Origin of the sequence: Providencia sp. PROV119, from assembly GCF_028482435.1 — a bacterium.
GTDB classification, from domain to species: Bacteria; Pseudomonadota; Gammaproteobacteria; order Enterobacterales; family Enterobacteriaceae; genus Providencia; species Providencia stuartii.
On record NZ_JAMPQL010000019.1, the window covers coordinates 38,442 to 56,782 of the forward strand.

Annotated in this window: 14 protein-coding genes; 11 read left to right on the top strand and 3 right to left on the bottom strand. The window is 39.1% G+C overall.

The features are described 5' to 3' along the window. Positions 1-892: 892 nt before the first annotated feature. The 5 genes from dmsA to PSF11_RS15250 all read left to right on the top strand — a co-directional run bounded on the left by dmsA (position 893) and on the right by PSF11_RS15250 (position 7,127). A complete protein-coding gene (gene dmsA, locus PSF11_RS15230) occupies positions 893-3,337 on the top strand; it encodes a dimethylsulfoxide reductase subunit A (RefSeq protein ID WP_036942829.1) in 2,445 nt (814 codons plus the stop codon). 11 nt (positions 3,338-3,348) lie between these two features. After that, positions 3,349-3,966 (top strand): DMSO/selenate family reductase complex B subunit, encoded by a 618-nt coding sequence (locus PSF11_RS15235; RefSeq protein ID WP_072502729.1) that lies wholly within the window; start codon positions 3,349-3,351, stop codon positions 3,964-3,966. Position 3,967: 1 nt separating this feature from the next. Further along, on the top strand, positions 3,968-4,825 hold the full coding sequence (locus tag PSF11_RS15240) for a DmsC/YnfH family molybdoenzyme membrane anchor subunit (RefSeq protein ID WP_014657405.1): 858 nt from the start codon (positions 3,968-3,970) through the stop codon (positions 4,823-4,825). A gap of 107 nt (positions 4,826-4,932) precedes the next feature. After that, entirely contained in the window at positions 4,933-5,547 is a 615-nt protein-coding gene (gene dmsD, locus PSF11_RS15245) for a Tat proofreading chaperone DmsD (protein ID WP_004917365.1), read from the top strand. A 260-nt stretch (positions 5,548-5,807) separates the two neighbouring features. After that, positions 5,808-7,127: a polysaccharide deacetylase family protein gene (locus PSF11_RS15250; RefSeq protein WP_072502730.1), complete on the top strand. Its 1,320-nt coding sequence runs from the start codon at positions 5,808-5,810 to the stop codon at positions 7,125-7,127. A 95-nt stretch (positions 7,128-7,222) separates the two neighbouring features. Here the strand turns inward: PSF11_RS15250 and PSF11_RS15255 are convergent, their stop codons facing one another. Both PSF11_RS15255 and PSF11_RS15260 read right to left on the bottom strand, forming a co-directional pair. Then, a complete protein-coding gene (locus PSF11_RS15255) occupies positions 7,223-8,128 on the bottom strand; it encodes a LysR family transcriptional regulator (RefSeq protein ID WP_040132487.1) in 906 nt (301 codons plus the stop codon). Positions 8,129-8,225: 97 nt separating this feature from the next. Further along, positions 8,226-9,206, bottom strand: coding sequence for a nitrilase family protein (locus tag PSF11_RS15260; RefSeq protein ID WP_004917359.1), 981 nt, complete (start codon positions 9,204-9,206; stop codon positions 8,226-8,228). Between the two features lie 1,253 nt (positions 9,207-10,459). Between PSF11_RS15260 and PSF11_RS15265 the strand changes: the two genes are divergently transcribed. The 6 genes from PSF11_RS15265 to PSF11_RS15290 all read left to right on the top strand — a co-directional run bounded on the left by PSF11_RS15265 (position 10,460) and on the right by PSF11_RS15290 (position 16,434). Then, the gene (locus tag PSF11_RS15265) at positions 10,460-10,762 is read left to right on the top strand and encodes a helix-turn-helix domain-containing protein (RefSeq protein ID WP_004917356.1); all 303 of its coding nucleotides are present in this window, start codon (positions 10,460-10,462) and stop codon (positions 10,760-10,762) included. A gap of 121 nt (positions 10,763-10,883) precedes the next feature. Then, positions 10,884-11,444, top strand: a complete 561-nt coding sequence (locus tag PSF11_RS15270; RefSeq protein WP_004917353.1) for a fimbrial protein — start codon at positions 10,884-10,886, stop codon at positions 11,442-11,444. Between the two features lie 305 nt (positions 11,445-11,749). After that, entirely contained in the window at positions 11,750-14,149 is a 2,400-nt protein-coding gene (locus tag PSF11_RS15275) for a fimbria/pilus outer membrane usher protein (protein ID WP_231130402.1), read from the top strand. Positions 14,150-14,160: 11 nt separating this feature from the next. Beyond that, positions 14,161-14,889, top strand: coding sequence for a fimbrial biogenesis chaperone (locus PSF11_RS15280; protein WP_040132485.1), 729 nt, complete (start codon positions 14,161-14,163; stop codon positions 14,887-14,889). A 9-nt stretch (positions 14,890-14,898) separates the two neighbouring features. After that, positions 14,899-15,450 (top strand): fimbrial protein, encoded by a 552-nt coding sequence (locus PSF11_RS15285; protein WP_014657408.1) that lies wholly within the window; start codon positions 14,899-14,901, stop codon positions 15,448-15,450. A 15-nt stretch (positions 15,451-15,465) separates the two neighbouring features. Then, positions 15,466-16,434, top strand: a complete 969-nt coding sequence (locus tag PSF11_RS15290; RefSeq protein ID WP_163837140.1) for a fimbrial protein — start codon at positions 15,466-15,468, stop codon at positions 16,432-16,434. Between the two features lie 68 nt (positions 16,435-16,502). Here PSF11_RS15290 and PSF11_RS15295 read toward each other — a convergent pair whose 3' ends face one another. Further along, entirely contained in the window at positions 16,503-18,149 is a 1,647-nt protein-coding gene (locus PSF11_RS15295) for a fumarate hydratase (RefSeq protein WP_004917343.1), read from the bottom strand. Between the last annotated feature and the right edge of the window lie 192 nt (positions 18,150-18,341).

Consider the following 18,341-nt stretch of genomic DNA (forward strand, 5'->3'; position numbering starts at 1 on the left):
CTGAGTGTTTTATATGAGTTTTTTTACTTTTTAGCTTATTTGTTACATGCGCTTTATCTTTATTCGGAATACTCGTAAATAAAAATAATTTCATGCTAAGAATATGCGTAAAAATATCATATTAGGCGTCATTTTAAATATAAAAAGTAACGTATTTAGATTAAAAAAATAAATGTATTATCGATGATAGGAGAGGAGTTATTGAATATTCACTGTTCTGTTTCGATATTGCCATTTAATTTTTTATTTTATTGAAACAGCTAATCTGCATACGAAAAACATCATAATATATTGAAATAAATGTTTTTTTTAGAATTTTGCATTCAATGTACCATCAGTCAAATAGAGTTGGTTTATCGAAAACTCAAATAAATACTAATAATTATCATTTTAGTTTATTGTTTATTGATAAAGTTTATATTATGTATTTTATCATGATAAATATGAATAATCGGCATTTTTATTAACATTATTAGTTTAATTTTTTTTGTTAATTATTCTTTAACTTAATATAGAGGTTTTGTTTTTAGGTATAATTCACTAAAAATATTATTTGATAAATAAAGCTATCGATATTTAATTCTGATTTCATCTATCAATTTATCATAAAAATTCATCAGTATATACTGCTGTACATATCGGTAATGTTATAAATTATTTATATTTTCAATAGGTTAGTTTGGTTAATAACGTGAGTTATTAGTCTGTTTATTGATGTAAAACAATCTCTTAATTTGATGGGTTGTTATCATTAAATTATCAAAATCTTATTTTTCACCCATGTGATTAATCGTGTCTATTACTGGCAGTACACACCTTAAATATATTTTATTCCGTTTTGTTGGAAGTTTACTTTTTAACATTTAAAGCAAATTAATTGAGTGAGTTATGTATGGCAAATATAAAAGAGAAAGCATCCGTTTTTGCTCCTCTTACCCGTCGTGGCTTTGTTAAGGCCGGAACTATCACGGGTTTGGCAGCAGCGGCTGGAGGGTTCTCTCTGCCTTTCAGCGCCTCTGCTGCCGCAGAGCAAAAAACAGCGACGCCCACCGGAGAAGAGAAAGTAGTTTGGAGTGCATGTACTGTAAACTGTGGAAGCCGTTGCCCATTACGTATGCACGTCGTTGATGGTGAAATTAAATACGTCGAAACCGATAACACGGGTAATGATGTATATGAAGAACTGCATCAAGTACGTGCTTGCTTACGTGGACGCTCAATGCGACGTCGCGTGTATAACCCAGACCGCCTACGCTACCCCATGATGCGTGTTGGTAAACGTGGTGAAGGAAAATTCAAACGTATTAGTTGGGATGAGGCTTTTGATGTTATCGCTAACAACATGAAGCGCTTAATCAATGACTACGGTAACGAATCTATTTACCTAAACTACGGTACAGGTACGTTAGGTGGCACGATGACAAAGTCATGGCCACCGGGTGCAACATTAATTGCTCGTTTAATGAATTGCTGTGGCGGTTATTTAAATCACTATGGTGACTATAGTACCGCGCAAATTGCCGCAGGGCTGAACTATACCTATGGCGGCTGGGCTGATGGTAATAGTCCTTCTGATATTGAAAATTCCAAATTGGTCGTGATGTTTGGCAACAACCCGAGTGAGACGCGTATGAGCGGCGGCGGGGTAACCTATTATGTTGAACAAGCTCGCGAAAAATCGAATGCAAAAATGATCATTATCGATCCCCGCTATACCGATACAGGCGCTGGACGTGAGGATGAATGGATCCCGATTCGACCGGGAACAGACGCGGCGTTAGTGAGTGCGCTTGCCTATGTGATGATCAAAGAAAACTTAGTCGATCAGCCATTTCTTGATAAGTACTGTGTGGGCTACGACGAAACGACAATGCCAGCTGGGGCCCCGAAAAATGCACATTATAAAGCCTATATTTTAGGTGACGGCCCCGATGGACAAGCAAAAACGCCTGAATGGGCAGCTCCTATTACAGGTATCCCTGCTGCACGTATCGTGAAACTCGCCCGCGAGATCGGCATGGCGAAGCCTGCTTATATCGTTCAAGGTTGGGGGCCTCAACGTCGCTCTAACGGCGAATTAGCCTCTCGCGCGATCGCCATGCTCGCTATTTTAACCGGTAATATCGGGATTAATGGTGGCAATACTGGTGCTCGGGAAGGGTCGTACAGCATTCCCTTTGTTCGTATGCCGACCTTAACCAATCCAGTCAAAACCAGCATCTCAATGTTTATGTGGACCGATGCCATATTACGTGGCACTGAGATGACAGCGACCCGCGATGGCGTCCGTGGTAAAGATAAGCTTGATGTGCCGATTAAGATGGTGTGGAACTACGCAGGAAACTGCTTAGTGAATCAGCATTCAGAGATTAACCGCACTCATGAAATTTTACAGGATGAATCTAAATGCGAAATGATTGTGGTGATTGATAACCACATGACAGCCTCAGCAAAATATGCGGATATCTTGCTGCCTGATTGTACCGCATCGGAGCAGATGGATTTCTGTATGGATGCCTCGGCGGGCAACATGTCTTACGTTATTTTTGCTGATCAGGCGATTAAACCTCGTTTTGAAAGCCGCAATATCTATGAAATGACGAGCGAAATTGCTAAGCGTATGGGCGTTGGTGAGCAGTTCACCGAGAATCGAACCCAAGAGGAGTGGTTACGTCATTTATACGAACAATCTCGCGAAGCATTGCCTGAATTACCAACATTTGAAGAGTTCCGCGCACAAGGTATTTTCAAAAAACGGGATCCGAAAGGCCATCATGTTGCCTATCGTAACTTCCGTGAAGACCCCGTTGCGAACCCACTGACGACACCGTCAGGTAAAATTGAGATCTACTCTTCCCAATTAGCTGAATTGCAAAAAACGTGGGAGCTAGACGAGGGAGATGTGATCCACCCATTACCTGTTTATTCACCGGGTTTTGAGCAATATGGCGACCCACTTATGGATAAGTACCCATTACAGTTAACAGGTTTCCACTATAAATCACGTACTCACTCTACTTATGGCAACGTGGATGTTCTGAAAGCCGCCTGCCCACAAGAGTTGTGGATCAACCCACAAGATGCCGCAAAACGGGATCTTAAGCATGGTGATTTAGTCCGCGTTTTTAATGACCGAGGCGAGGTACGTGTGAAAGTGAAAGTCACACCACGTATTGTTCCGGGTGTCGTTGGTTTGGGTGAGGGGGCTTGGTATGACCCAGATGGTAACCGTGTGGATCACGCTGGAAGTATTAACGTGTTAACCACCCAACGCCCATCGCCTTTGGCGAAAGGGAACCCATCACATTCTAATCTTGTTGAAGTTGTTAAAGCTTAAGGATGTCAGTTATGTCAACGCAATATGGTTTTTATATCGACTCAAGTCGTTGCACTGGCTGCAAAACCTGTGAGCTAGCATGCAAAGACTTTAAAAACTTATCTCCGGAAGTTAACTTCCGCCGCATCTATGAATATGCAGGAGGAGATTGGACCGAGCAGGATGGTGTATTTGGGCAGAATATCTTTGTCTATTATCTGTCAATATCTTGTAACCACTGTGATGATCCTGCTTGTACTAAAGTATGCCCAAGTGGCGCGATGCATAAACGTGAAGATGGCTTTGTTGTTGTCGATGAAGAGGTGTGTATCGGTTGCCGTTACTGTAGTATGGCGTGCCCTTACGGTGCTCCACAATTCGATGAAGTGAAGGGGCATATGACAAAATGCGATGGCTGTTATGAGCGAGTGGCAGAAGGTAAAAAACCTATCTGCGTTGAGTCTTGTCCATTACGAGCACTGGATATGGCGCCTATTGAAGAGCTACGTGAAAAATATGGGACTTTAGCGGAAATCGCGCCATTGCCATCGGCAAAATATACGCATCCAAACATTGTCTTAAAATTGAATGCCAATAGCCGTCCTGTCGGAGATACCACTGGGCATCTGGCTAACCCGGAGGAGGTATAATATGGGATCGGGAATTCATGAATGGCCATTGATGTTTTTCACGGTGATAGGCCAAAGCGTGGCGGGTGCTTTTATTTTTATGGCAGCGGTGATACTCAGTGGAAAACTGTCAACAGAGCTTAACCGTAAAGTGCATTACAGCATGTTTGGTTTGTGGCTATTGATGGGGATAGGCTTCCTATTATCCACGACACATATGGGAACACCGTTACGCGCTTTCAACTCATTTAATCGCTTAGGGGCATCATCACTGAGTAATGAGGTAGCGAGTGGGGCGCTGTTTTTTGCTTTGGGTGGTTTTTACTGGCTTCTGGCGGTGCTTAATAAAATGCCAGCGGCACTCGGCAAATTATGGCTATTAGTCGTGATGGTCATGGCAGCAGTCTTTATTGTTGCAACATCTCGCGTTTACCTGATTGATACTGTTCCAACTTGGAATAACAGCTATACCACCCTAAATTTTGTCTTAACGGCATTCCTTGGTGGCCCAATATTAGCTGCACTGTTGTTACGTATCGCTGGGTTTGATTTGCAATGTATTCGCCGTATTCCTGCATTGAGTGTGGTTGCATTACTCGTCAGTGTATGTGTGGCAATCACCCAAGGCTTTGATTTGGCAAGTATAGAAACACCCGTACAAAAAGCGGTCGACCTAGTGCCAGATTATGGAATACTCATGGATATTAAAATCGTTGCCATTGCAATGGGGTTAGGTTGTTGGATAATGCCATTAGTGGCAAAACGTAACCCTTCTGTGATTAATATGGGGATCGGTTTTTTATTCGTGCTCGCAGGTGAAATCGTGGGGCGTGGTGTTTTTTACGGCCTACATATGACCGTTGGTATGGCGGTTAATTAAACTGAGAAGAAGGCTTAGTGATTTACTGCTAAGCCTTTTAAACTATTTGTGGTTAAATCAAGGCAAACAGCCGTTAAGTATCGAATAATAAGCGAATAAAATACACCATGAGTGAACAAACTTTAAATTCTATCTCTTTGACAGCACGCGTACTCGGTGCTGCCTTTTATTATGCACCGAATGATATCCAAGACATTATCGCATTGCTATCAACGCCACAATGGGCGGAAGAGTGGCCGTATGGCTCTGAGGAGCAAAAGCAGGCGATCGCCGATAAAATGGCAATAATACAGACAGATAATGAAACATTGGATGACGCATATCAGCGGCTATTTATAGGCCCATATGCGTTACCAGCACCACCTTGGGGATCTGTTTGGCTCGATAAAGAGAATGTGATTTTTGGTGAATCAACATTGCAACTACGCGAGTGGATGCAACATAACCAGATTGATATTTGTTTAACGCAAAATGAACCAGAAGATCACTTTGGCTTATTATTAATGATGGTCGCATGGGTGGCAGAAAATAACCCTGCCAAACTCAATGAACTGTTGGCTCAACACATATTGCCTTGGGGTGTGCACTATCTTAATAAAATGCAGGCAGATGCTCATTTTCCTTTCTATGTCGGACTCGCGGAACTTGCCCATTTGACGTTAGTGAATTGGCAGCAATCGCTTGATGTGAAAGCGGCTGAAAAGGCGATTTTCTATCGTTAAATATGATTAAATTTGTGGTATAGCCCTGAATGAAAGGGCTATATCAACATAGCGAATACGACCCACCACTACCGCCCCCTCCACTAAAAATTGGTTATTCGTTATACGAATTGAGACAATGACGAGAATACACTGGGTGTGTTATCTCTCGTCATCATCTTATTTAGATAAATTATTTTTTGTAAAGTATAGGGATAATAGCTATTGAGTCGGTTTAGAATAAGCCGGTTTTTTTCTCTGGTCGTTATTATGGGTAGAGTATGCGTAATCAGTCGTGGATATTATTTGTTATTTTCATTTTTTTATTGATCCCAAAATCATTTGCTCTAACACCGCCACAAAGTACAGAAGATTGGCAATTGGCTGATACCCCACCAACACTCATGCAGATTAAACAGAATGAGACGATTTTTGCGCCTATTGCTGGGGAAATGAAAGCCGTCGCCGAGCTTTATTCTGAACATGGTTTCTATATGTATGAGCCTGCTGGTGATTATCGACCTATGCAGTTTGGTAATGATTATGCTTATGTGAACACAGAAGAAGTATCACCTTTAAAACCACGCTTAAAACCGGAAGACGATAGGTTAAATGACTTAAATAACCCTATCTACAATTATCTGATCACGACACAAAACACATTAATCTATCGCTCAGCAAAAGCAAACAGCCAGCCAATCGCGATGCTATTTGGTAATTTGCGTTATCCCGTGTTGGATCGGATGATCAAAACAGAAAAAAATGGTGAAAAAACAGCTTGGTTAACTATTCGCTTAGGTGACCGCTTAGGGTATATCAAATCAGATGAGGTTGAGATAGACAAAGGGATACCGGTTCTCACTTATCATCACTTACTCAAAGAAAGTGAGAATAAAAAATTTCAGCATACATCGACGACCACTTCTGTCGAGGCATTTCGCGCCCAAATGGATTACTTGAAGCAGGCGGGTTACCAAACACTGTCATTATCTGATCTTGAGGGATATTTAGATAAATCGGTTAATTTGCCTGCTAAATCGGTGGTGTTGACGTTTGATGATGGCTTGAAATCGGTTTATCGCTACGCGTATCCAATTTTAAAAAATAACCATCAACAGGCCACATTGTTCGTTATTTCTTCGCGTATTAAAAGTGTGCCGCAAAAGTGGTCGGCAGATGGTTTGCAATTTATGAGTAAGCAGGAAATTAAAAGTAGCCAAGATGTGTTTAATATTCAGTCACACACGCATTTCTTACATAAGCTAGATGCTCGTAAAAACCCTGTTATTTTTAGTCGCAAAGAGCATACTATTTTCTTAGATTTCCAACGCTCTATGCATGCTTTACAACCATTTACCCGTGAGCAACGTTATTTAGCCTATCCATTTGGTGGTTTTAACCAAACGGCAATGAACGCAGCAAAACAAGCAGGAATGCACCTTGCTGTAACGACTATACAAGGCAAAGTACGCTTAGGGGATAACCCATTGGCATTAAAAAGATTGTATGCACTAAAAACAGATCCTATCGAAAAGTTCGCTCAGATGGTGGGGAACCGCAGTGATAATATCGTCAATAAAAATATTGTGGTTGATAGGTAAGCATAGCGACGAATAATAAAGGAAAGCGAATGCGCTTTCCTTTATGGAATTACGATTAAGAAGCCTGACATGACCATAGCAATCACTAAATAGTATTATTTTAGACTCGGGCTATGATTGAAACGAAGCATAGTTTCTTTAAGTAGTGTCATAATGGTATTTTGCCAAGGCTTAGGCAGTGCTAATGACCAAACTACATCAATATTCCACATAGCCGATGGGCTGTCTTCAATGGGGATAAAAGCCACATCGTGGCGGCTAATATGCCTTGAACTATAAGGAACTAAACTGACTCCCACACCAGCGGCAACCAGTGCGATGATGGTTTGAATATCGCTAGCCTCTTGTACCGGCTCTAATGAGATCCCCTGTTGGCTCAGGAACCGTTCGATTTGATGTGATAGTCCGCTACCTCTTTCTTTACGCAGCGATAAATAAGGGTGCTTTATTAATAGCTGTTTCACGGGGTCATCACTGAGTTGTGATGTCGAAATGGCGAGAGCCAAGGTCTCTTGTTTTAACGGGTGCACTGTAAAATCTGTAGAAAATGCAATTTCAGGACGGCGTAAAAATGCAACCTGTAATTGGTGATTTTCTAATTTTTGCGACATGATATCTGACGGCATATCATCAAAGTAAATCGTTGTCTGTTTTAAATGTTCTCGCAAACGCGCAACGAAAAAAGAGGCTTCTTGGAACGTTGATATGCCAAATCCAACATGAATAGATTTCGGGAATTGGGTACTCAATTCGCTTGCTCGGTTAAAAAGTAGCTCAGCTTGAGATAATACTTGTTGCGCAAAAGGGAGCAGCTTACGACCATTTTCAGTCAGTTGTGCACCATGTCGACCTCGTTCAAATAACGTTATTGAGAGCTGTTGCTCTAACAGTTTAATCTGCTTCGTTAGTGCGGGTTGGGTGATACACAATTGGGATGCAGCCGTATGGTAGTTTGCCGTGTCAGCTAAAACAACAAAAGCACGTAATAATCGGGTATCCATTACGCCTCATCAGTAAATTTATCAGTCATGTTAACTTGTAGAGACCCTGAATGGCGTCTCTACAAGTATATTATCCATTTAAGGAAATGTGCTGCTGTTATTTTGAAATTGCGACAGGCTTATCAGCAAATCGCACACTTCGCGCATCACGCTCATAACCCATTGTTTTTGTCAAAATATTATATAACTCAGGGCGACGGCCTGACATCCAGCGGCGACCAGTTGACATTGGAAGTAAGCTTAAGTCTAGCTCGGCGATCACCATATCATTATCAATAGCATCGCTTTCGTTGATAATACGACCATATGGGTCGATGATCATGGCATTACCTGTACGGACTTCATCGTCATCTAAACCAACGCCATTACTGAAAATGTAAAAGACGCCATTATCATGGGCGCGAGCAGGTAACCAACGCATTAACCAGCCACGACCATGCTCCCCTTGAAAGGCTTCTCGTAATGCTTCAGGATCTTTTTCTCGGTTCTCCCATAAAGGAAGAGGAATTGGCTTCATGCTGTATGGGCTACGGGAATGAGTTCCCCCCGTTTGGTGTGGTGCTAAAATAATATCAGCTCCCATTAATGCGGTTGCTCGTGGGTTCTCGACTAAATTATTATCCCAACATATTAAGATCCCTGCTTTCACTCCCCACGGCGTATCAAACACAGTGTAGCTATCGCCTGAATGAATACTTGGATGCTCAAAGGCATGTAATTTCCGATGGGCGTGATACGTGCCATCAGGCATACAAGCAACCCAAGTATTATAGCATTTATCATCTAAGCCTTTTTCAATTAACCCCACGCCAATGATCATATTAAGCTCTTTTGCACGTTGGCGGATAGGTGTTAATGATGGGCTATCATGTAAAGTTTCACTGAGCTGATAGACAGCTTCGCTAGGCAGCTTAGGCACGTGCCAATAACCTGTAATGCACATTTCTGGCAGCACAAGTATTTGCACATCTTGAGATGCGGCCTGATCGATAAATGCATGGATCTGTTTTAGGTTATAAGCCTTATCAGAGGCTTTATGTTGGAATTGTACGGTGGCGACTCGAATTGGTGTCGACATAGGGTATCTCCTCTCTTACGATGAGTAGATAACACCATATAATTTGAGCTAGGTATAATGAGATATTCTCTTATTCGATAACCAATGGTTATTAAATGGCTTCCGCACAAAATAGCGATTTATTTTCCATGATAGTGAAAAATGATCAGCCAATTTTTACTCCAATCTTATTTAGAAGCATAGTATTTCACTCTATAAGACGGCCAAAGCTATTGGATTTTTTGTTGCTTTATCTGTAAAGGCATCGATAAAAAAATATTTCAAAGAACGTTAGCATTAGTGCTAGCTTAAGAATAGATTGTTTTATATCTCTCTATTCTCTCTATCAATTTTTAGGTTTTAAGTCAAACTATCTAATAAACTCAGGATTAACGTTTTTTGGCTTATTGATGGTTGATAACGAATAGTCTTTTTGTGCTATTTAACGTCAGCCAAATATAGCTATTACAGCAAATAGAAACATTCAATATTACTTTGTTACACTTAGTAAAAATTATATGTTGTTGATTATAAGGGGTTATATATTTTTTCACAAGAGAGGGTATTAGTAAAAACTACTAATAAGTTTACTTTGTATCAAATGTAACGATTGAAAACCACCTAACCCCTACTAAAGGAAGTTAAAATGCAAATAAGAGCAATAAAGCGGATGTTTAACATATTTTATACTCCTATACCGAGTATGATTTTGCTACTAAATTTTTTACTTGTTCACATAAGATAAAATAAATAAACCACTGGCGATGGTAAAATAATTAGAATCTAAAAAGAATGATTAAATTTGAATTTTTGAATATATTTTATAAATTATTCTTATATTTCAACAATAAAAAAGCATTATTGAGTATAGTTGGTTAATACTCTTAATTCGTTATTAATATTCTATTCTTTTCTATGTTTACAACGGTGGGGGGTAAAATGAATTAATGTTAAATATCATCCGTTTAAAATAGATTTATTATTTGGGGAGGATAATAAAAACATAATAAAATATGAATAGGTTTATTGAGGCATTATTCTTTTTTTTAATAGATGTTTTTGATAGGTTTTGTCTAATTTGATTGATCGTATCGATCGTTACAAACAGTTTTACTTTCGAGCAATGCGTTCTATAATCACTCCAAATTAGACCTTTACGATTATCTCTATTTCTTAAGTAGGGATAAATTAAAATAATAATAATAAACAAATGAGCTTTTATTGCTTTATCCATGTCATTATTGACTATTTTAAATTAGGTCGGGTCTTAATAAATGAAAAATGTAAACCAGATCGTTGGTAAAGAAATTCGCAAAAGAAGAAAAGAATTAGGGCTTTCAGGTGCTGAACTTGCTGGATTAGTTGGTATCAGTCAACAGCAAGTTTCACGCTATGAAAGGGGTGAATGTAATATTACATTAGATAATCTTCTTAGTTTGGCTAAAGCACTTGAAACCGATTTGATCTGTTTTTTTAACGATGAAATCTTTTCAATAGAAGGTCGTGTTGAATTAATAAATGACAATGAAATTAAAAATAACCTTGTGAATCATATGGTAGTTAATCATTATCTATAAACTTCATATTACTACTTCATAGCCTTCCTCAGCCACAACATAATAATAAATTTCTGCCTAACGATTTTTATCGTTAGGGAGTTTATGTACGTTAGTCTTTTGTCTTAAATAGGAAAATGAAATGAAATTTGTTAAAACCATATTAGCTACAACTATTGTTGCTTCATGTGCTACTGGAGTTGCAAATGCAGCTATTGACCAAGGAAGTGGTGTCATTAACTTTACAGGTAAAGTCATTAATGCACCGTGCAGTTTACCTGGCGATGGAACAGTTAATGTCGATTTAGGTCAAGTCGCGAATAAAGTATTAGAAACGGGCAATAAATTTAGCCAAAGCGTTCAGTACACTATTGCATTAGAGAATTGTGATCTGGCTGCGGTGACGGGTGCAGACGACAAAGTGCTTTTCCCTGCGGTCAGTAAAGTGAAAGTGACATTCTCTGGTACTCCAGATACCACGAAAAAGGATTTATTGGCTAACACGGGAACATCGAAAGGTGTTGGCGTTCGCCTAATTAACGCAGACGGTGCAGTCATGAAAGTTGGGGATACCAGCGTTGAAATGCCACTGGTGAATGGTGCGAATAAATTAACATTTAGCGCACGCGTTGAAGCAAATGGTAATAAGGTAGAAACAGGTAGTATTATTTCTCAAGCAACTTACGCCTTAAATTACCTATAATTTTTCACATTATACTTAAAGTTATTTTATTATTTATTAAGAATGTAATGGCTTAATGAGTTTTATTACTCTTGATAGTGGTAAAAGCTATTCCGTTTGTTATTTAGATAAAATGTGAATTATTTTGAGTACATATCAGTAACAGGCATTTATTTGCCTGTTGCTTTTCCCCTTGTTTTGATTAGTTTATCTATTTGACTGGGATTATCATGTTTTTGTCGCTTCAACCAAATATGAATAAATTATTATTCTCTATTTTTCTTACACTGTCGGTATCAAGTGTATCTAATGCAATAGAGTTTAATATGAATATTATTGATGCAAAAGATAGAGACAACATCGATCTCAGTCAATTTTCCAATCCAGATTTTGTACCTGCAGGTGAATATCTTACAGACATTACATTAAATGGTCGTAAGTTATCTGGACAATATTTCATTAAGTTTATTGAAGTTAATAAAGACACTTCAGCACTCTGTATTACGCCTGAAATGATAGAGCTTTTTTCCTTAAAAACGAGCATTAGGAATAAAATATTACAGGATAAGCGTAATCAGTGTATTGAATTGCCTAAATCAATGAACATAAATTATGTTTTCGATAAAGCAAACCAAAATATTCTATTTTCAATCCCTCAAGCTTGGTTGGAATATGATGACCCTTACTGGGTGCCACCATCGCAATGGGATAATGGAATTGCAGGTTTATTAATAGACTACAATCTATTTACTAACTATTCTGCGCCAAAAAATAGCAATGAAACCTTTAGCGCCAGTAGCAACGGAACAACGGGGGTGAATTTAGGTGCGTGGCGTTTCCGTGCTGACTATCAATATCAATATAATCGCTCACAAGGTAAAACAAACCAACGATTTGATTGGACGCAATTTTATGCCTTTAGAGCCTTCCCTGAATTAGGGGCAAAAATTTTATTAGGAGAGTCATATTTAAGAACGGAGCTCTTTGACAGTTTTCGTTTTGTTGGCGCGTCGATTTTTAGTGATACTCGCATGTTACCCCCTTCGATGCGTGGTTATGCACCACAAATTTCAGGAATTGCCAAAACGAATGCAATGGTCACTATTACTCAAAATGGGCGTGTGATTAAACAAGCTCGTGTTGCACCAGGGCCTTTTAATATTCAGGACATCACCGAGGCGGTACAAGGTACGTTAGATGTCACCATTCAAGAGGAAGATGGCAGCCAAACACAGTATCAAGTCACCGCGGCATCATTGCCTTTTTTAACACGGCAGGGGCAATTTTTATATAAGCTTTCAGTGGGGGAATCTAGCCCATTTGGCCGTTCACAACGTACTAAACCGCGGTTTATTGCAGGTGAAGCCTCTTATGGCCTTTTTAGTCGTACATCCTTATTCGGGGGAGTGATTGCCACACTTAATAACAACGAATATCAAGCCATTAACGTTGGTATTGGTCAAAACATGAACCAGTTCGGCGCTCTTTCATTTGATATTACACGCGCTAAGGCGAAGTTAAATAATTTGGGAACTTATTCAGGAAATAGCTACCGCTTAAATTATTCTAAACGATTTGAATCCACTAACTCACAGATCACCTTTGCGGGTTATAAGTTCTCGGATAAAGCATTTTTAACCATGCCGCAATACATTGATGCTGCAAACGGCATGTTGGATTTTAGGCGAGATAAAAATGTGTATACCGCATCCTTTAACCAATATATCAGTTTATTGGATGCCACCTTATATCTTAATGCGTCTCACCACCAATTTTGGAATAGTGAATCAACTACGACATTTGGCATGAGTCTGAGCAAAATATTTAACCTTGGTAATATCAGAAATATGTCAGCAACATTGTCATTAAATAAAATAAAGTACCAAGAAACGGATGATAACCAAGCGTATTTATCACTCTCTATTCCGCTAGAAAGTGGCGCCTCTATCAGCTATGACCTGCAATATGCGAATGATGGCAAAGAGTTAAATCAATCAGTCGCGTATTACAGTGAAAACATTAACAACAACTATTGGAGCTTACGTGCTGGGGGCGATAAACGTCAACTTGGCCGAATGGAGCCTAGTATCAGTGGTAGTTATCAGTACTCATCGGCTTATGGTGTATTAAATCTCAATGCGACTGAGAATGTGAATGCTTATCGAGCCTTCGGCGGAAGTTGGTACGGCTCCATGACGGCCACGAAATATGGTGCGGCGCTTCATCGTAATGGTACTAGTAATGAACCTCGGGTAGTCATTGATAGTGGTGATGTTGCAGGAATTTCTATTGATAATGGCCAGTCGGTGACTAATCGCTTTGGTATCGGTGTCGCGACTAATTTAAATAGTTTCTCTAATTCAGATGTGTATATCGATATGAATACGTTACCTGATGATGTTGATGTCAACGACAACATTATTGGTAAGACTTTGACGGAGGGCGCGATAGGTTATCAAACCATTCGAGCCAATCAGGGAAAACGTATATTAGCCATTATTCGTATGGGAAATGGGAAATATCCGCCATTAGGCACCAGTGTTATAGAAGCCAACTCAGGGAGAGAGGTCGGCATTATTGCTGATAATGGGATTGTGTATTTAACAGGGATTACTCCTACTGAGAAATATACCGTTAAGTGGGCGGGTGGAAATGAACAATGCCAATTAAGTTTTACCAATTTTTCTGGAAAAGAACAAAGTAAAGTTTTGATCCCCTGCCTTTAAAGGAAATTGTTATGAATAAATTATATAAAGGCACTGTTTGCCTTTCATTCGTGTTTATCAGTGTGCAAACCGCATTTTCCGCAATCAATATCGATCGCACACGGATCATTTTTCCCGGTCAGGATAAATCAGTCAGTTTAGTTATTAATAACCAAAGTAAAACATTACCTTATCTTGCTCAGTCATGGATGGAAGATGATAAGGGAAATAAGATTGCAGAGCCTTTTACGGTGCTGCCTCCGATGCAGCGAGTTGAGCCAAATACGAAAAACCAAATAAAAATTATTAAAACGGAGGCAATAGATAAATTGCCCCAAGACAGAGAATCGCTATTTTATCTGAATGTCCGAGAGATCCCGCCAGTTTCAAATAAAGAAAACGTGGTGCAAATTGCAATTCAAAGTCGCTTAAAAATGTTCTATCGACCAGCTCAAATTGAAAATAATAGCGATAAAGTTTGGGCGAAAGAATTGAAATATACTCATTCCGGTAACCGTTTATTGATTGAAAACCCAACTAAATATTATGTGACTTTGGGGTATTTAAGTAGCAACACGACCAATAATTTTCCTGATTTTGAAAGCGTTATGATTGCTCCAATGTCAAAGGAAAGTGTCACAGTTCCTACAACGCCATTTAAGCAATTATATACAGGTTATATGGATGATTATGGTGGTATGAAAATGTTGACTTACCAATGTGCTGCGTCTGTTTGTCAGTTGGCTAACGAAAGTAAATAGGTGCTGGCAATGAGAAATTGTTATATATCAATAAGCCTTTGTATTTCTTTGCTGCTAAGTAGCTGGGTTTATGCCGATAGCAGCATGATGAAGGGCGATCTTAATTTTACGGGGCAAGTCATTTCATTGCCTTGTAAGATCAGTTTTTCTTCATTGGATCAAAATATTGATTTAGGACCAATTTCTCTGAATTTCTTTAATGAAATAGGGGATAGAAGCCCTAAGCAAGAGATCAAGTTAAAATTTGATGATTGCATTTTTCCCTCTTTTAATCGTGATGATAGAAAACCGGTTGTTCGGCTAATGTTTATTTCTGAGCCAACAAAAAGCTCAGACCGTGATTTATTTGGCGGCAAGACGATATTAGAAGGATATGGCATCCGATTAATGGATAAAAATGGCAATATTGTACCTAATGGAGAATATCGCAATTACTCTATTTATTTCGATGATAATCAGCAAATTACACTTTACTCAATGTTAGAAAGCTACCTTCCTCGGAAAGACTTAACCATAGGTAATATCAAAGCACAAATTATGTTGAGCATTGCCTATCTTTAATAAGGTGTATAACTCATGATACACAGATTTATTAAGCACAGTGGATTATCGCTTTTATTGTTATTGGTATTTTTTAGCACAAAAGCATTTGCATTAGATTGCGTGGAATATGGTACAGGTGATGTTATTAAACCTCCGGTTCCTGTTGGACAATTAGCCATTCCAGCAGATACACCAGCAAATACTATTATCTGGCAATCAGACCCAATGACGGTGACCGTTTATTGCAATAACGTATTAGGTAACGCGGTTGACGTTGTTCATATGTATTTTAACCCGACCTCCCAAAAGATTGGTGCAGGGCTATTGTTGGGGGCGAATTACAAGGGGGAACAGTTAGAAAGAAATCAGCAGCGTGTCAATTTAGGCACAAATCCTATTCGTAAAGGCCAAAGTGTGACGGTCACTGTGACTTTCACCCTGTATATTAAAGTGACGGGGGTCGTTCCACCATCGGGGAATTATAATGGGGATAACCAATTTACGGTTTTCCAATTTGATGGCAGTGGGGGGATTAATACTACGCCTGGAGCTAAAAACCTAAGATATTCAATTTCAGGATTACGTGGGATCCGTTTTTTGAAATGCAGAGCCGATATTAAAGTGTTTCCAGAATCACAACAAATTGATTTTGGGCAATTAATGGTAACGGATCTTAACCAAGGGAAAGAATTTAAAAAACAATTTCAAGTACAAGCGGTGAAAAGAGGTTGTTTAGATAATTTCTCAATGAATATTAATTTTGAAACGACTGAACAGCTTAATGGAGAATATGCGATTGACTTGAAAAATGGTACAAACTTAACGCTCTTTGACGATAAAAATAATCGAATGAAGTTCAACTATTTCCAGTTTTTCGGTACGTTAGCGACAGGTAGCACTTCAGTAACACGTAATTATACAGCATCAATTAAAAAAGTTGCGCCAACAGTAAATACGGGGAAATTTAATGCCTCAACAGTTGTACGAATAAATTATTATTAGCGACGATACCTGTTTATTTATCGCATCAAAAACGGCGACCATAGAGTAGGTCGCCGTTATTTTTTTGATTATTTAATACACTTTTTACATGTTTGGTCTTGTACCTGTTCGAAGAAATTATTGCCTTTATCATCAACTAAAATAAAGGCTGGCAATCCTTCAACTTCCATTTTCCAGACGGCTTCCATTCCCAATTCAGGGTATTCAAGGCAACTTAAACTTTTTACATACTCTTGCGCTAAAATTGCTGCTGAACCACCAATACTGCCTAAATAGAATCCTCCGTATTTTTTGCAAGCATCAGTAACCACTTGGGTGCGATTACCTTTTGCCAGCATGAGCATGCTACCACCGTGGGATTGGAATAAATCGACATACGGATCCATGCGATTCGCCGTTGTGGGGCCTAAAGAGCCAGAAACTTTACTTTCTGGTTTTTTAGCAGGACCCGCGTAATAAACCATATGATCTTTAAAATATTGTGGTAGTTCTTCACCCTTATCTAAGCGCTCTTTCAGTTTCATATGGGCAATGTCACGAGCAATAATGAGTGGGCCGCTGAGTGAAACACGGGTTGAAACAGGGTGCTTACTGAGCTCTGCTAAGATAGCTTTCATCGGTTGATTGAGGTCGATGTGAACCACTTTAGCTTCATTATGTTGGCGTAAAGATTCAGGGATATATTGGGCTGGGTTCTGCTCCATTTTTTCAATCCATAAACCCTGTTTATTGATTTTGGCTTTGATATTACGATCGGAAGAACATGAAATGGCCAAGCCAATTGGGCAGGAGCCTCCATGACGAGGTAAGCGTATGACTCTGACATCATGCGCAAAATATTTACCACCAAATTGTGCACCAAAACCAAAATGACGAGTTGCTTCAAGTAGGGTGTTTTCTAATTCAATGTCTCGAAATGCTTGGCCGTGTTCATTACCGGATGTAGGCAGATTGTCATAATATTTCGTTGAAGCAAGCTTGGCTGCTTTTAATGTTGCTTCTGCTGAAGTACCACCAATCACAAAGGCGATATGGTATGGAGGGCAAGCAGTGGTTCCTAATGCCTTCATTTTTTCGATAAGAAATGCTGTTAGCTTGTTTGGTTCTAAAATCGTTTTGGTTTCTTGAAATAGTGCCGATTTATTGGCTGATCCTGCGCCTTTATTAACAAACAAGAAATGGTATTCATCCCCCTCGGTAGCAAAAATATCAATTTGAGCAGGTAAGTTAGTACCTGTATTGACTTCTGTATACATATCTAAGGCGGCATTTTGTGAAAAGCGTAAGTTTTCTTGGCGGAAAACATGATAAACACCACGAGATAATAGCTCGGCATCATTACAGTCAGTCCAAACCTGTTGGCCTTTTTTAGCAACAATCGTCGTTGTGCCAGTATCTTGGCAGTTTGGCAAAATACCTTTCGCTGAGATTTCAGCGTTACGTAAGAGTTGTAAAGCCACGTATTTGTCATTTTCACTCGCTTCAGGATCAGACAAGATGGCGGCAACTTGTTTTTGGTGTGCAGTTCTTAGGAAAAATTGAGAATCATGAATAGCCTGTTGGGCAAGCACGGTTAATGCCTCTGGCTCAATTTTTAATATATCCTTACCTGCGAAGGATTCTACAGAAACATATTTATCCGTTAATTGGTAATATTCAGTCTTATCCTCAGATAAAGGATAAAGGGGTTGGTAGAAAAACTCTTTATTAGGCATGTTGTTCACTCACATATCAATTCAATGGAATATCGTTAATAGATTCAGTGAGGGCATATTTATTTTTATAGATGCACTTTAAAGCGGCCCTCAGCGTTATATAAATTGTTAAAGACCAAAATAAGCACACATTAGAAATAATAAATATCGCGTGTCTATCTTGATAAGATGATTATATTCAACGAGATGTGG

What these genes read in the sequence shown, in the direction of transcription:
- dmsA (WP_036942829.1), top strand. Translation starts at nt 893, where the DNA reads ATGGCAAATATAAAAGAGAAAGCATCCGTTTTTGCTCCTCTTACCCGT.
- PSF11_RS15235 (WP_072502729.1), top strand. Translation starts at nt 3,349, where the DNA reads ATGTCAACGCAATATGGTTTTTATATCGACTCAAGTCGTTGCACTGGC.
- PSF11_RS15240 (WP_014657405.1), top strand. Translation starts at nt 3,968, where the DNA reads ATGGGATCGGGAATTCATGAATGGCCATTGATGTTTTTCACGGTGATA.
- dmsD (WP_004917365.1), top strand. Translation starts at nt 4,933, where the DNA reads ATGAGTGAACAAACTTTAAATTCTATCTCTTTGACAGCACGCGTACTC.
- PSF11_RS15250 (WP_072502730.1), top strand. Translation starts at nt 5,808, where the DNA reads ATGCGTAATCAGTCGTGGATATTATTTGTTATTTTCATTTTTTTATTG.
- PSF11_RS15255 (WP_040132487.1), bottom strand. Translation starts at nt 8,128, where the DNA reads ATGGATACCCGATTATTACGTGCTTTTGTTGTTTTAGCTGACACGGCA.
- PSF11_RS15260 (WP_004917359.1), bottom strand. Translation starts at nt 9,206, where the DNA reads ATGTCGACACCAATTCGAGTCGCCACCGTACAATTCCAACATAAAGCC.
- PSF11_RS15265 (WP_004917356.1), top strand. Translation starts at nt 10,460, where the DNA reads ATGAAAAATGTAAACCAGATCGTTGGTAAAGAAATTCGCAAAAGAAGA.
- PSF11_RS15270 (WP_004917353.1), top strand. Translation starts at nt 10,884, where the DNA reads ATGAAATTTGTTAAAACCATATTAGCTACAACTATTGTTGCTTCATGT.
- PSF11_RS15275 (WP_231130402.1), top strand. Translation starts at nt 11,750, where the DNA reads ATGAATATTATTGATGCAAAAGATAGAGACAACATCGATCTCAGTCAA.
- PSF11_RS15280 (WP_040132485.1), top strand. Translation starts at nt 14,161, where the DNA reads ATGAATAAATTATATAAAGGCACTGTTTGCCTTTCATTCGTGTTTATC.
- PSF11_RS15285 (WP_014657408.1), top strand. Translation starts at nt 14,899, where the DNA reads ATGAGAAATTGTTATATATCAATAAGCCTTTGTATTTCTTTGCTGCTA.
- PSF11_RS15290 (WP_163837140.1), top strand. Translation starts at nt 15,466, where the DNA reads ATGATACACAGATTTATTAAGCACAGTGGATTATCGCTTTTATTGTTA.
- PSF11_RS15295 (WP_004917343.1), bottom strand. Translation starts at nt 18,149, where the DNA reads ATGCCTAATAAAGAGTTTTTCTACCAACCCCTTTATCCTTTATCTGAG.